15 protein-coding genes are annotated in these 14,538 nt (G+C 42.2%); 10 read left to right on the forward strand and 5 right to left on the reverse strand.

From position 1 onward, the window contains the following. Nucleotides 1–78 precede the first annotated feature (78 nt). The 4 genes from ACSSVW_RS13280 to greB all read right to left on the reverse strand — a co-directional run bounded on the left by ACSSVW_RS13280 (nt 79) and on the right by greB (nt 4,069). Complete coding sequence (locus ACSSVW_RS13280) at nt 79–2,394, reverse strand: Tex family protein (protein ID WP_036973390.1); 2,316 nt, start codon at nt 2,392–2,394, stop codon at nt 79–81. 136 nt (nt 2,395–2,530) lie between these two features. Then, nucleotides 2,531–3,112, reverse strand: coding sequence for a CBS domain-containing protein (locus ACSSVW_RS13285; protein ID WP_454179475.1), 582 nt, complete (start codon nt 3,110–3,112; stop codon nt 2,531–2,533). A 52-nt stretch (nt 3,113–3,164) separates the two neighbouring features. Beyond that, nucleotides 3,165–3,470, reverse strand: coding sequence for a hypothetical protein (locus ACSSVW_RS13290; protein WP_180311210.1), 306 nt, complete (start codon nt 3,468–3,470; stop codon nt 3,165–3,167). Between the two features lie 116 nt (nt 3,471–3,586). Then, a complete protein-coding gene (gene greB, locus ACSSVW_RS13295; protein WP_036973385.1) occupies nt 3,587–4,069 on the reverse strand; it encodes a transcription elongation factor GreB in 483 nt (160 codons plus the stop codon). Between the two features lie 166 nt (nt 4,070–4,235). On the opposite strand from greB, the gene ompR reads away from it, so the two are divergent. Together ompR and envZ are read left to right on the forward strand one after the other, a co-directional pair. Beyond that, a complete protein-coding gene (gene ompR, locus ACSSVW_RS13300) occupies nt 4,236–4,955 on the forward strand; it encodes an osmolarity response regulator transcription factor OmpR (RefSeq protein WP_036973384.1) in 720 nt (239 codons plus the stop codon). A 5-nt stretch (nt 4,956–4,960) separates the two neighbouring features. Next, on the forward strand, nt 4,961–6,256 hold the full coding sequence (gene envZ, locus ACSSVW_RS13305) for a two-component system sensor histidine kinase EnvZ (RefSeq protein WP_118844720.1): 1,296 nt from the start codon (nt 4,961–4,963) through the stop codon (nt 6,254–6,256). Between the two features lie 74 nt (nt 6,257–6,330). On the opposite strand, the gene ACSSVW_RS13310 is transcribed toward envZ, so the two are convergent. After that, nucleotides 6,331–7,035: a 2OG-Fe(II) oxygenase gene (locus ACSSVW_RS13310; RefSeq protein ID WP_065979402.1), complete on the reverse strand. Its 705-nt coding sequence runs from the start codon at nt 7,033–7,035 to the stop codon at nt 6,331–6,333. A 36-nt stretch (nt 7,036–7,071) separates the two neighbouring features. Between ACSSVW_RS13310 and ACSSVW_RS13315 the strand changes: the two genes are divergently transcribed. The 8 genes from ACSSVW_RS13315 to ACSSVW_RS13350 all read left to right on the forward strand — a co-directional run bounded on the left by ACSSVW_RS13315 (nt 7,072) and on the right by ACSSVW_RS13350 (nt 14,478). Beyond that, nucleotides 7,072–7,470, forward strand: coding sequence for an acyl-CoA thioesterase (locus ACSSVW_RS13315; RefSeq protein ID WP_036973381.1), 399 nt, complete (start codon nt 7,072–7,074; stop codon nt 7,468–7,470). Between the two features lie 81 nt (nt 7,471–7,551). Then, nucleotides 7,552–8,130 carry an anthranilate synthase component II gene (locus tag ACSSVW_RS13320; RefSeq protein WP_036973380.1) on the forward strand — a complete coding sequence of 193 codons (579 nt, stop codon included), beginning with the start codon at nt 7,552–7,554 and terminating at the stop codon, nt 8,128–8,130. A gap of 47 nt (nt 8,131–8,177) precedes the next feature. Next, complete coding sequence (locus tag ACSSVW_RS13325) at nt 8,178–9,338, forward strand: HDOD domain-containing protein (protein ID WP_036973752.1); 1,161 nt, start codon at nt 8,178–8,180, stop codon at nt 9,336–9,338. Between the two features lie 368 nt (nt 9,339–9,706). Continuing rightward, the gene (locus tag ACSSVW_RS13330; protein WP_036973379.1) at nt 9,707–10,912 is read left to right on the forward strand and encodes an aspartate aminotransferase family protein; all 1,206 of its coding nucleotides are present in this window, start codon (nt 9,707–9,709) and stop codon (nt 10,910–10,912) included. Between the two features lie 81 nt (nt 10,913–10,993). After that, nucleotides 10,994–12,010: an arginine N-succinyltransferase gene (gene astA / locus ACSSVW_RS13335; RefSeq protein ID WP_036973377.1), complete on the forward strand. Its 1,017-nt coding sequence runs from the start codon at nt 10,994–10,996 to the stop codon at nt 12,008–12,010. Nucleotides 12,011–12,028: 18 nt separating this feature from the next. Beyond that, nucleotides 12,029–13,498, forward strand: a complete 1,470-nt coding sequence (gene astD / locus ACSSVW_RS13340) for a succinylglutamate-semialdehyde dehydrogenase (protein ID WP_454179476.1) — start codon at nt 12,029–12,031, stop codon at nt 13,496–13,498. Between the two features lie 130 nt (nt 13,499–13,628). Then, nucleotides 13,629–13,976 (forward strand): DUF3802 family protein, encoded by a 348-nt coding sequence (locus tag ACSSVW_RS13345; protein ID WP_065979400.1) that lies wholly within the window; start codon nt 13,629–13,631, stop codon nt 13,974–13,976. An 88-nt stretch (nt 13,977–14,064) separates the two neighbouring features. Then, nucleotides 14,065–14,478 carry an OsmC family protein gene (locus tag ACSSVW_RS13350; protein ID WP_036973371.1) on the forward strand — a complete coding sequence of 138 codons (414 nt, stop codon included), beginning with the start codon at nt 14,065–14,067 and terminating at the stop codon, nt 14,476–14,478. Nucleotides 14,479–14,538 lie beyond the last annotated feature (60 nt).

Genomic DNA, 14,538 nt, shown 5'->3' on the forward strand with positions numbered 1-14,538 from the left:
TCATTTTAGTGAGCCTTTAAAAACAAAAAAACCGCGTAAGCTTAACTTACGCGGTTTTTTATTAGCCAAATATAATGGCTACTTTTTAACTTTAGCGTTGGCAAAGGCATCGGCAAAGGCATTGCCCATGGCTGCATTACCAAAGTCACGTTTTGGTTTAGACGTGTTTTTTACCTTTTGAGCCGCGGCAGGTTTGCTTGTAGTTGCCGCTTTATTGCTGGTATCAACATCATCGTCTAAGCGCATGGTAAAGCTAATACGTTTACGAGCAGCATCCACTTCAAGCACTTTTACTTTTACGATGTCACCCGCTTTGACTACTTCACGCGGATCTGAGATAAACTTATTCGTAATAGCAGAAATATGCACCAAACCGTCTTGGTGAACACCTACATCAACGAAGGCACCAAAGTTTGCTACGTTTGACACCACACCTTCTAGAATCATGCCCGGTTTTAAATCGTTAATGGTTTCAACACCGGCTTTAAACTCGGCCGTTTTAAATTCAGGGCGCGGGTCGCGGCCTGGCTTATCAAGTTCTTTAATGATGTCTGTGACGGTTGGTAAACCAAATTTGTCGTCAATATAGTCGTTCGCAACAAGCTTGTTTAGTATATCTGAGTTACCGATTAAGCTATTGACATCCAGGTTGTTCTTTTCGCAAATACGCTTAACAACCGGGTAGGCTTCAGGGTGAACTGATGACTTATCAAGAGGGTCTGTACCATTAGTGATACGTAAGAAGCCCGCGGCTTGTTCAAATGCTTTTGGCCCTAAACGTTCTACTTTTTTAAGCTCAGAACGCTTGCTGAATGAGCCATTCGCATCACGGTAGTTGACAATGTTCTGTGCCAGAGTTTTGTTTAAACCCGATACACGAGTAAGTAACGGCACTGAAGCCATATTTAAATCAACACCGACAGAGTTTACACAGTCTTCAACCACCGAAGTCAAAGTTTGCCCTAACTGACTTTGTGACACATCGTGTTGGTATTGGCCCACACCAATTGACTTAGGTTCAATTTTAACAAGCTCTGCAAGGGGGTCTTGTAAACGACGCGCAATTGAAACAGCACCACGTAACGATACATCGAGATTAGGAAATTCATTCGCAGCAAACTCAGAGGCAGAGTAAACAGATGCTCCGGCTTCACTGACCATAATTTTGTTAAGGTTAAGCTCGCTGTTTGCTTTTATAAGCTCTGCGACGAGTTTGTCTGATTCACGTGATGCGGTGCCATTACCAATGGCGATTAACTCAACTTTATGCTGGCGACATAACTGTTCAAGCGTGCGCAGTGATTTTTCCCAATGATTTTGAGGGGCATGTGGAAAAATAGTTTGTGTCGTTAATAGTTTACCAGTGCTGTCTACAACAGCTATTTTACAGCCCGTACGTAAACCTGGATCTAGGCCCAATGTTGTACGAGGACCAGCCGGAGCTGCCATTAATAAGTCTTTTAAGTTCTTTGCAAATACGTCAATGGCACCGGTTTCGGCTTTTTCGCGCATCGCCCCTAAAAACTCATTTTCAAGATGTAAGCTTAATTTAATTTTCCACGCCCACTGCACTACGCTCATTAACCATGCACTCGCTGCTGAGTTGCTAACATCTAAGCGATAATGATCGGCAATCATTTGTGCGCAGATTTGTGCAGGATTTTCAGCACTGGGTTCAGGGTTAATATTGAGCTGCAATACGCCTTCATTTCGTGCTCTTAACATGGCTAAAGCACGGTGAGAAGGCACTTTTTTTAGTGGCTCTTGGTGTTCAAAGTAATCACGGTATTTTGCGCCATCATTTTCTTGGCCAGCAATAACGCGGCTCTCAATTTGACCATGTTGACTTATATGACTGCGGAATTTTGCAAGCAACTTAGCATCTTCAGCAAAGCGCTCCATTAAAATGAACTTAGCCCCATCGAGTACGGTTTTCGTATCAGCAAAACCAGCATCGGCATTGATGTAGTCAGTGGCGTGTTGTTCAGGGTCTAAGTTTGGATCATTAAACAGGGCATCAGCAAGTGGTTCAATACCTGCTTCAATTGCAATTTGCCCTTTGGTACGGCGCTTAGGTTTGAAAGGCAGATATAAATCTTCAAGCTCCGTTTTACTGTCCGCGTTATTAATATCCGCACTGAGCTCGGTTGTTAGTTTTCCTTGCTCTTTAATCGTGGCAAGTATAAAGCTACGGCGCTCTTCTAGTTCACGTAAATACGATAGGCGTTGCTCAAGTAAACGCAGTTGCGTGTCGTCTAAGCCACCCGTTACTTCTTTACGATAACGCGCGATAAAAGGTACTGTGGCACCTTCATCAAGTAATTTGATTGCAGCAACAACTTGTGGTTGCTGGGCATTTAGCTCAGTCGCTAAGCGTGCAGAGATATTGCTCATGCATAAACCTTTTTAAAAAATAGAAAATCAGTAAAACTGAAGATTAATTGCCTGAATAATATCACAATAAGAAGGCCTTAAAAGCACTGCTTTTAAGGCCCGCTGAAATAGTTCTTCACAACGCAAATTTTAATACTTAGTGAGGGTGATCGATGTGTTGCATCACTTCACTGAAGCTATTAGCAATGGGGTTGATATTAACAGGAATATGTAACTTTTTAGCAATTTGACGCGCAGAAATTAGCCCACAAATTTCATGCTCTTTACTGGTGACTAGCAAGAACATCATACCTTGATGCTCCATTGTTTGTAGTACATCGCCAATGCATGCGTAACTAATGCTTTGTAAGCTTGCACCCGCTAAATTACTAAGCGGTGTCATTACATCGTGTAATGTAATCTCGTCACGGTGCAGGTTTAAGCGCTGTGCAAGCATCATAATCTTAGAGCTTTGCAGGTCAGCACTTGATGTAATACCCAGTAACTTATCTTCACTATCAATTACTAAGATAAAGTCAGAACAGTGATTGCTAGTTTGTTTCAGTGCATTAACAACCGTTGTGTCGTAATGAGCGCGTAACGGGTCTTTACTGGTGAAGCTATTTAATACTTTAAGCGCCGGAGAGGTTAGGTCTAGGGTTGGCTCAACTTCATTTACAGCATTAGATAATGCGCCATTTGAAATGTCTTGTAGACGTAATTCTTTGAAATTATTCATTTTGATCACCATACATTTTAATAAAACTTTAATTGAAACAATTTTGAGTTAATTAAAAAGCAGGGGGACCTCGCTGATGCGCGCTGAACACAGAAATAACAGAACAAGGATTAACATACACCGCAACACGGCCATCTGGCAGTGGTTGAGCTGCACTGGCAATCAGCGATGGGGTATGTTTGTCAAAGTCAGTATCTGTATTGGCTGGGTCTGTACTGTCACACGCAATGAAATGTGCGGTTGGCGTAACACTGTCTGAGTGGCTTTCAATGTCATTGGCGTAAGATATCAAACTCGCACTCATTAAAAGCGCGAATACAATGGCATTACTCATGATGCGATGTATTAGGTTTGACATACTTACTACCTTCTAAAACCTCAAGCACTAAATGCGTCTTGAGTCTCTTTAGTTATAGAACACATTTTTAGAGTAGACAATCACTAATTAATGTTTTCTGAATATTTAAAGATAAATTAGGGTGCGTTAGGGTAAGTTATTTCATTGACGAACCATTCTTTTGTGCCTTCGGGTGTGATGACCGAAAATTCGTCATCCACTTCTTTACCCAATAGCGCACGCGCCATAGGTGCGTCGATAGAAATATAATCTTTACGCTCATAAATTTCGTCTGGGCCCACAATACGAAATCGTTTGATGTCGCCTTGTTCATTTTCAATTTCGACCCAAGCGCCAAAAAATACTTTGCCTGCTTGTTGCGGATTGTAGTCAACAATTTTTAGATCTGGCATACGTTTTCTTAGGTAACGTACGCGGCGATCTATTTGTCGTAAAACACGTTTATTGAATTGATAATCGGCGTTTTCAGAACGGTCACCTAAGCTTGCTGCCCACGTGACAATTTTGGTAATTTCAGGACGCTTCTCATGCCACAAATAGTCATGTTCTTGTTGTAATTGTTGATAACCTTCACGCGTAATTAAATTTGTTTTTGCCATTTTACTTAGCCTCACAAGAAAACCTGCCGCACGGTATAAAAGTCTTTTGTCTTTGTCGAGTAGGATTTTGAAATGTTCCGTAACAATCTAAGCGTGCAATTCGATTTTTATTCTTAAGTTTTTCATTTATATTAACAAGTAACACATTACAACAAGAATGAAAGTTATGGGACACGAAACGACAAAGGTATTAGTTGTTGATGACGATATGCGTTTACGCAGTTTGCTTGAACGTTATTTGGTAGAGCAAGGGTTTATTGTTCGTACAGCAGCAAATTCAGAGCAGATGGATCGCTTACTCGAGCGTGAAAATTTCCACTTAATCGTACTCGATTTAATGTTACCCGGCGAAGACGGTTTATCCATTTGTCGCCGTTTACGACAAAAAGAAAACGATATACCCATTGTGATGTTAACAGCTAAAGGTGACGAAGTAGACCGTATAATAGGTCTTGAGCTCGGTGCTGATGATTACATTCCTAAACCGTTTAACCCACGCGAACTATTGGCACGCATTAAAGCGATTTTACGTCGTCGTGCTAAAGAAGTACCAGGTGCGCCTGCTGCAGAGGAAAACGAAATTAGTTTTGGTGAATTCACACTAAATTTAGCCACGCGTGAGATGACGCAAGGTGATAACACCATGTCATTAACCAGTGGTGAGTTTGCGGTATTAAAAGCGCTTGTCACACACCCGCGTGAACCGTTAAGTCGTGATAAGTTAATGAACCTTGCGCGAGGCCGAGACTACAGCGCACTTGAGCGTAGTATCGACGTACAGGTTTCGCGTTTGCGTCGCATGATTGAGGTTGACGCTGCTAATCCTCGTTATATTCAAACTGTATGGGGCTTAGGCTACGTATTTGTACCAGACGGTGAAAAGTAGCAATAATGGGTATGTTTCCGCGAAGCGCATTTGGGCAAACCGTATTTTTAGTTGCAGCGTTGCTTTTAATCAACCAGATCGTGTCATATATCACGGTCAGCTTTTATGTTGTAAAGCCAACCATAGAGCAAGTAAATCTGATCCTCGCTAAGCAAATTAAAACGGTGTTTATCGAGTGGGAAGAAGGCGTTGAAGTGAGCAAAGAAGCCTCTGAAAAGTTCTTTGAAATAACAGGGATAGAAGTCATGACCCAGCGCCAAGCAATGCGCGAAGGGCTGGCTGAAACACGTGAGTATTCAATGCTTTCGCGCAGCATGTCTAAAGAGTTAAATGGTTCAGCACGTGTGCGCATTAGCCAAACGGATCCGCTTGTATATTGGGTTGAAGCACCGCAAGCCCCTGGTTATTGGGTGCGCGTACCCTTAACGGGTTTGCAAGAAAACAACCTGAAATTTTTAACTTTTTACTTGTCCAGTATAGGTTTTTTAAGTGTGCTAGGTGGCTGGTTGTTTGCGCGTCACTTGAACCGTCCTTTAAAAGCACTGCAACAAGCTGCTGTAAAAGTGGGGGTGGGCGACTTCTCCACCAAACTCGAAGAGCAGGGCTCAACCGAAGTCATTGAAGTAACGCGTGCTTTTAATCAGATGTCTCGGGGTATTGCGGCATTAGAAAACGACCGTCGTTTGCTAATGGCGGGGGTATCTCATGACCTTAGAACGCCGCTTACGCGCATTCGTTTAGCCACAGAAATGATGTCAGATGATGAAGACTACCTTCGCGAAGGGATAATCCATGATATCGAAGATATGAATGCGATTATTGATCAATTTATAGAGTACTTGCGTCATCACAAGCGCGAAGAGCTTGCGCTTGAAGATTTAAATGCGATTGTTGCAGAAGTCGTCGAAGCAGAACAAAAGCATCATCGCAGCATCACCTTTAAAGAAAACCCCAGTATTCATGATGTACCAGTGAGCATGGTGGCAATAAAACGTGTTGTCACTAATATGATTGAAAACGCGATACGTTATTCACAGGGTGATATTGAGGTTGAAACTCGCCTGAGTAGCAATAAAAAATTCGCGATGGTGGTTGTAAATGATCAAGGCCCTGGTATTCCTGAGAGTGAACTTGAAACCGTGTTTGAACCGTTTAAACAAGGTGATGCGGCGCGTGGTAGTGAAGGTAGCGGTTTAGGGCTGGCAATAATCAAACGTATTGTTGATATGCATGGCGGAAAAGTGCAGTTGCTTAATCGCCCCGAAGGTGGCTTAAGTGCACAAATCTATTTACCGTTGTAGATGAAATAACGTGACAGATTAAGACTGATTGCTTAAAAAGTGCGACAGGGGTGTCGCACTTATCTTATTGAACGTTATGACTGTGGTTGGCCGTAAATTTGCTCGGCACGATTAAACAATATCCACGAGGTCAAAATATACTTATCGTTTGAGATTGGCTTATTGCCACGGTGAGTGTGGGTAAAGTAGCCAGGAGCCACCACCATCGTTCCTTTCTTGGGCGATATTTTACGTTGTTGATAGTAAAATTCGGTTTCACCACCTTCCTCTACATCGTTTAAGTAAAACATAAACAACAATACGCGATGAAGCGCTTCGTTATGACCTACTTGCGGGTATACCTCACTGTGCCAGTATGGGTAGCCCCCTTTATTGATGTCGTATTTTTGCGCCTGAATGTTACCCATTCTAAAGATTTGCTGGACTAGTAAAGGCAGTTGCGGCTTGCCGACTTCTTCAAAGTTGTCTTGGTTTAAGTCAACGGGTTGACCGGTTTTTGGGTGATAGACTTTTAATCCAAACGCGCCAATCATCATAAAAATATGCTCTTCGAGATACTTAAAGATGTACCCTGCGGTGGTTTGTTGAATATGTTTTAATTGTTCGGCGTATTCTGGGTGATTATTTAGGTATAAATCGCGGCTGTCTTTTTTAGATAAATCAACGCCACCAGAGGTAATGCCTTGTTTTAAATGCGGGCTTTGTTCAAATACCGTGATAAAATTATCGCAAAATTCTTTGCTAAGGGCGTTTTCGTATACGCGAATAAAGTCCGTCATGAGCTACCTTTAGTTTATATTTTTTATAGGGTTACTATGTTTATTGAATCAATCACGCCCCGATTTAGCGAAACGGATGTCTTAGGGCATATCAACAATACCGTACTCCCCGTGTGGTTTGAAGCCGCCCGTGCGCCTATTTTTAGATTTTTTACACCGGATTTAAATCCGCATCAGTGGAAATTGATTATAGCCAAGGTTGAAGTAAGCTTTGTCGGAGAGTTGTTTTATGGCCACGATGTTGAGATAAAAACAAGTGTTGAGCATATTGGTTCAAGCTCCTTTGTATTACGTCAAGAAGCGTGGCAGCAAGGCACATGTTGTGCGGTGGGTAAAACGGTCTTGGTACGGTATGATTTTGCTAATAAATGTTCGCAAAAGTTAGATGAGCAAGAAAAAGCAGCACTTTCTGCACACTTATTCGTTTCTGAGTAGCCGTTTTTTGCCGACATTTCTGGGCGCTTGGGGTAAAATGTCGCTTCATTATTTTGACTGAGTAATTTTGGGTTACACGCAATGCTGTTAATGATCGACAACTATGATTCGTTTACCTACAACCTAGTGCAATACTTTCAGCGCTTGGATCAAGAGGTATTGGTTAAACGAAACGATGAGATAAGTGTTGCCGACATCAAGCAATTAAAGCCCGAACATATTGTCATCTCTCCTGGGCCTTGCTCACCAAATGAAGCCGGTATTTCGCTGCAAGTGGTTGAAGAGTTTAAAGGGCAGCTGCCTATTTTAGGTATCTGCTTGGGACATCAAACAATTGCGCAAGCATTGGGAGGTGAGGTCGTACGAGCACGACAGGTTATGCACGGTAAAACCTCCTTAGTGCACCATACAAACCAAGGTGTTTTTAAAGGCTTAGCCAACCCATTGACGGTATGTCGTTACCATTCGCTGGTGGTTGATAAACAGAGTCTTCCCAGTGAGCTCAGTATTACAGCGTGGACCGAACACAATACGCATTTTGATGAAATAATGGGAATAATGCACAAGGATCTCGCACTTGAAGGTGTGCAATTCCATCCTGAAGCAATTTTGACGCAACAAGGGCTTGAATTACTTGCCAACTTTTTAACTCGCTTCTAATCTTAAGCTAATTATTTACAAATATGAACGACAATACTGCTGTGCAAATGACCGATGAAATCCGACAACAAAGGACTGCGATGGTGCTTAATGAGCGTGCGCATGATCTTTTGCTTGGCCACAGTTTTGCACAGCGTCAGATTGGCTATATTCATACTTTAGAAATTGATTATGGCGAGCAAATGGAGCAGCGAACTTTATTAGAAGTTGAAGTTGCAGCGCAAAAGAAACGCCAAAAAAGCAGTACAGCGCACCATAAGTATCGTGCTCAAGCGAGTCAGCAATTACATCAAGTGATTGAAAATGCGATGAACAAGCAGCTGGAAGATATTGATTCAGTGGTACATGAAACCATTGGCATTCAAGACAGTGTGCCCGCTATTTTAGATATTCTTGCGACACGTTCAGCATCGGTAGGTCGCTTAGAGCCGTTAATTAAAGATTTAACCTGGCTTGGGCGTGAGCTCGTCGCGTTTGTTAATTTGCCATACTATCGCCAGCAACGCAGTAAACACACTTCCGTTAAAGTTGATAACCCGTTACTCGCATTGCGTTATATAGGTCTTGATAACCTGAAATTTGTGGTCCCGACATTCGCAGTACGTCACTGGATGCCTCACAGCACAGAACCCTTTCCTTTATTAAAGCGCCGCTTACGAGATAATTCAATGGCATGCGCTATTGCAGCACAAGAAATAGCAAAGCTAAACGGCGTTAATGAAGAACACGCGTTTACTTTAGGCATGTTATTGGATGTAGGGAAAATTGCCTTAGTAAGGCTCTATTTGCGCACTTTTGAGCGAGTGTGGCAACGCAAGGTGGCTATGGCGCGCGAAGAACAAAAGAAAGATTTGCATACTGCATTATTAGAGTTAAAACCCGATCCTTTATTTTTAAGTTCGTTATTAAGCAAATTGTCACTTAAAGTGACAGCCACCGTGATTGAGCAAATGGCATTTCGGTATTTGCCGTTTAACGCCGTTTTGCAGCAATTAACGACACCCCTTGCTAAAAATGATGAATACCTTCCTCTGACCCAAGTGATTTTAAAAGCACGGTGCTATGCGCAGTTTTTAAGCTTGAACGAACATCAGTTAGTTGAGAAAGATGAAGTTCAACGCTGGTTTACGCATTATGGTTTTACACAAAATGAGCTTGATGAACTGGCAAAATGCAACTTTGAGAACTTCCATATCCAAATTAATTAAAATAATTGTTAATTTTTTTGCGACTATTCATTCATTGTAAATGCTGAGCGATAGCAATATTTAGATAACGTGCCCATGCGTGGTTTGCTAGCAGCGCGCCTTTTAAGTGTATTTTGTATAAAAAATACCCCTCAAATAGTTATTCACTATCCATGAAAAAATATCTCAAACCCTTTATTTTCAAGGGCTGCATGAAAGTTTTCTAAGAGACAGATGGATTTTTTTCTGAAATAATGGATGAATGAAAATTGAACCAAAGAGTAATTAAGGTGATTTTACTCTAAGCTCAATTAGCTTAGTAAAATAGCTTAGTTTAGCTTTATAGCGCCGCTTAAGATGGCGTGTGCTTACGATAAAGAGGATATAAAATGACAGTCAATCGCGAATTATTTGATCACGTAATGGTTCCTAACTATGCACCATCAAGTGTTATTCCTGTGCGAGGCGAAGGCTCTCGAGTTTGGGACCAAGAAGGTCGTGAATTTATCGATTTTGCAGGTGGTATTGCTGTTAACTGCCTTGGCCACTGTCACCCGGCCTTAGTAAGTGCATTAAAAGAGCAGGGCGAGAAAATCTGGCATCTATCAAATGTGATGACCAATGAGCCAGCACTGCGTTTAGCTAAAAAGTTAACCGATGCAACGTTCGCAGAAAAAGTTTATTTTGCTAACTCTGGTGCAGAAGCAAACGAAGCCGCATTAAAACTTGCGCGTCGTTTTGCACTTGATAACTTTGGTGAGCAAAAATCACAAATTATCTCATTCAATAAAGGTTTCCACGGTCGTACATTCTTTACTGTAACAGTAGGTGGCCAGGCTGCCTATTCAGACGGCTTCGGTCCTAAGCCGGGCGATATCGTACATTGTGATTACAATGATTTAGCGGCATTCGAAGCACTGATCAGTGACAATACATGTGCAGTTATGATGGAACCTCTACAAGGTGAAGGCGGGATTATTTCACCAACAAAAGAGTTTGTAAAAGGTGTACGTGAGCTGTGTACTAAGCACAATGCGCTGTTAATTTTTGATGAAGTACAAACAGGTGTCGGCCGTACTGGTGAGCTTTATGCGTATCAAGGTTTAAATGTCACGCCTGATATCTTAACCACAGCTAAAGCGTTAGGTGGCGGTTTTCCTATTGGTGCAATGATCACCACAACTGATATTGCTCAGCACTTAAAAGTAGGAACACACGGTTCTACTTATGGTGGTAACCCACTTGCGTGTGCTGTTGCAGAAGCTGCATTTGATACGGTGAATACACCAGAGGTATTAAGTGGCGTTAAAGAAAAATCGGCTTTATTCCGCGAACTATTAACTGCAATCAACGACAAGTACAACGTATTTAGTGAAATTCGTGGCGAAGGTCTACTATTGGGTGCAGTGGTTACTGAGCAATTCAAAGGCCGTGCAAAAGAGTTTTTAGTGGCAGGGACCGAAGAAGGCGTCATGTCATTAGTAGCGGGTGCAGATGTTGTTCGCTTTACTCCTTCACTTGTTATCCCTGACGCTGATATCCGCGAAGGTATGGCTCGTTTCGAAAAAGCAGTTGCTAAAGTCGTTAACGGCTAATCATTCAACTGACATATCAGGGCAAGCACTGCTTGCCCGCGTTCATAATTTACCGTTATTTATAAGGGAGCAAGCGGACTCATGATGATCCTTCGCCCAATCCAGCAAAGTGATTACCCAGCATTACTTAAAATTGCCCATGAATCAGGGCATGGTTTTACATCTTTGCCTAATAATGAAGAGTTGTTACAAAAGAAAATCGATCATTCACTGAGCTCATTTGCAAAAGTAGCCCAGCAGCCTGGTGATGAAGGTTACCTGTTTGTTCTTGAAGATAGCGAAACAGGCGAAGTAGTGGGTACTTCAGCCATCGAAGCCGCCGTGGGTTTAGATGACGCGTTTTATCATTATCATTTAAGTAAAGCGATTCATTCATCGCGTACACTTAACGTTTATAAAGCCGTTGATATCTTAACGCTATGTAATGATTACACCGGTGCAACAGAGCTATGTACATTGTTTTTGAGAGATGGTTACCGCAAAAATAACAATGGTAAATTACTATCAAAAGCACGTTTTATGTTTATTAATCAACATAAAGAACGTTTTGCTGAAACTGTTATTGCAGAAATGCGTGGTGTGTCAAACGAGAATGGCGAAAGCCCATTTTGGCAATGGCTTGAAGAGCACTTTTTCTCAATGGATTTTCCAACAGCCGATTACCTGACGGGAATAGGTCAAAAAGTATTTATTGCCGAGTTAATGCCTAAATACCCAATTTACGTGAATCTATTAAGCAAAGATGCGCAAGCTGTTATTGGTCATGTGCATGATAATACTCGCCCAGCTATTGAGCTGTTGAAGAGTGAAGGTTTCACTTTTAACGGCTACGTTGACATTTTCGATGCGGGTCCTACGGTTGAAGCTAAAGTGGATAATATCGCTACGATTCGTAATTCAAGAAAGGTGCAGGTCGAAATAGGTCAAAGCCAAGGCGACACCACCGTGATGCTCGCTAATGATAAATTGACTGACTTTAGAGCCACAGTGACACAAATTAATCTACCGTGTGATGTCGATACAATTACCCTTTCAAGTGAGCTTGCAAAAGCCCTTCACTTAGAAGCTGGCGACACCGTATCAGTTGCAAAACTATAGAATTTAGGAGACACAGTAATGACGCATGCAGCGCAATTTATTAATGGTCAATGGCAAGCAGGCCTTGGTCATGCATTCAACTCTGTAAACCCTGCAAATAATGATGTTATTTGGCAAGCAAATACAGCCACGGCTGAGCAAGTAGACAGTGCTGTAAATGCCGCGCGCCAAGCTTTTTATAGTTGGGCAGATAAATCATTTGCAGAACGTTTAGCTATTGTTAAAACGTTCGCTGAAACGCTTAAAGAGCATAGTGAAGAGTTAGCGCTGATCATTGCGCAAGAAACAGGTAAACCGTTGTGGGAAACTCGCACTGAAGCAGGCGCCATGGTGGGTAAAATTGCGATCTCTGAAAAAGCGTTTTTAGAGCGTACCGGCGACGTTGAAAACCCCATGCCACAAGGCCGTGCGATGATCCGTCATAAACCACATGGTGTTGTTGCCGTTTTTGGTCCATATAACTTCCCGGGTCATTTACCAAATGGGCATATTGTTCCGGCATTACTAGCGGGTAACACGGTTGTATTTAAACCTTCTGAGCTCACTCCCGCTGTTGCAGAGCTGACTTTAAAACTGTGGCAAAAAGCAGGTTTACCTGATGGGGTTATTAACCTTGTTCAAGGTGAAGTTGATACAGGCAAAGCGCTTGCGGCGCATAAAGGTATTGACGGCTTATTCTTTACGGGGTCATCGCGTACAGGTCATATCCTACATGAGCAATTTGCAGGTCAACCGGGTAAAATCCTTGCTTTAGAAATGGGGGGGAATAACCCGCTTATCGTGACTGACGTTGCGGATACTAAAGCTGCTATTCACGATATAATTCAATCTGCGTTTATTTCTTCAGGCCAACGTTGTACCTGTGCGCGTAAGTTATTCTTACCTGTGGGCGAGCAAGGTGACGCCATCTTAGCGGGTCTAATAAAAGCAACCAAAGCGATTAAAGTAGGTGAATATGATGCTGATGAACAGCCGTTCATGGGCTCTATGATTTCAGCTGCGGCTGCCGCGAGTATGGCTGCAGCACAACAGCAATTAGTAGAACTAGGTGCTGACGTATTAGTTGAGTTAACGCATACAGAAAATACCGGCTTTGTAACGCCAGGCATTTTAGAGTGTACAAACGTGACTAATTTCCCTGATGAAGAGCACTTTGGTCCACTTCTTAAAGTTTTCCGCTTTACTGATTTTGATGCTGCCATTGATAAAGCAAATGACACAAGCTTTGGTTTATCAGCGGGTCTATTAAGTGACAATGCAGCTGATTACGACCACTTCTTACGTCGTATTCGTGCTGGTATTGTTAACTGGAACCGCCCAATTACGGGTGCATCGAGTGCGGCTCCGTTTGGTGGCATTGGTGCGTCTGGTAACCACAGAGCAAGCGCATATTATGCAGCAGACTACTGTGCATACCCTGTTGCGTCAGTTGAGCTTGAAAAAGTGGCTATGCCAGCCACATTAAGCCCAGGCTTAAAAATAGACTAAATCAGTATTAATGATTATAAAAAGCAGCTCCGGCTGCTTTTTTTGTATTGGCTTTATAGCAAAGGTAGCAATTAAAAGCGCTTTCTGCTTAAATCTATAGAGTTAGTCATTTTATTAGGTGTGCAGTCGTATGGTTTTAGATAGGCAAGGGTACGATGATCTTGTCATGTATCTCACTCAAAATTTAGCGCTATTTGAGAAGCCAGGTCAAATAAAGCCAGGAGCTCCAACGGTGCTAGAGCTAATTGAAGACGTGATTGCCGAGAATGTCATGCTGCTTTGCGAACAGCATACAGAATTGAACACCGAACAACGCAGCCAAATCGTTCGCGAAGTCGATGGCATCGTTTATGACTTACAAGAAGTACTAAGCAGTGTCACAAATCAACCTGTTACTGTTGAGCAACACGCCTTTATTGATGAGTTTGCTGGACTTGTAAAAAACTTATTCGATACAGCCGTTGCTGAAAGTGCGTAATCTCCTTTAACACCTAATATCGTTTTTCGATTGCATCTGAGTGTGACTTGCTTACAATCAAGCAAAATAACTTTTAGAGATAAAATAAATGCAAGCGAATGTAAAATGGGTAGAAGGTGATACCTTTATTGGCCTTTCAAATTCAGGTCACAATGTCGTTTTTGATGCGGGTAGTGACAGTGCTGCACCAAGTCCAATGGAAATGGTATTAATGTCGGCAGGGTGTTGCTCATCTGTTGATGTTGTTAGTATTCTTAAAAAAGCGAAACAATCATTTTCTGACGTGCAAGTAAAGCTCAGTGCTGAGCGTGCTGAATCTGCTCCTCGTGTGTTTACCAAGATTCATCTACATTTTGTGGTTACTGGCGATAACGTGTCTGAAAAACACCTTGCGCGTGCTGTTCAATTGTCTGCAGAAAAGTATTGTTCTGTAGCCTTAATGCTTGATAAAACAGTAGAAATTACACATAGCCATGAAGTTGTGGAAGAACAAGTAAAATAACGCTTTTTCCAAACGCAAAATTCGTATAAAATCCGCGAACTTTTATTTCTGCTGGTGCAG

It is taken from the genome of Pseudoalteromonas sp. MBR-15 (genome assembly GCF_053628915.1).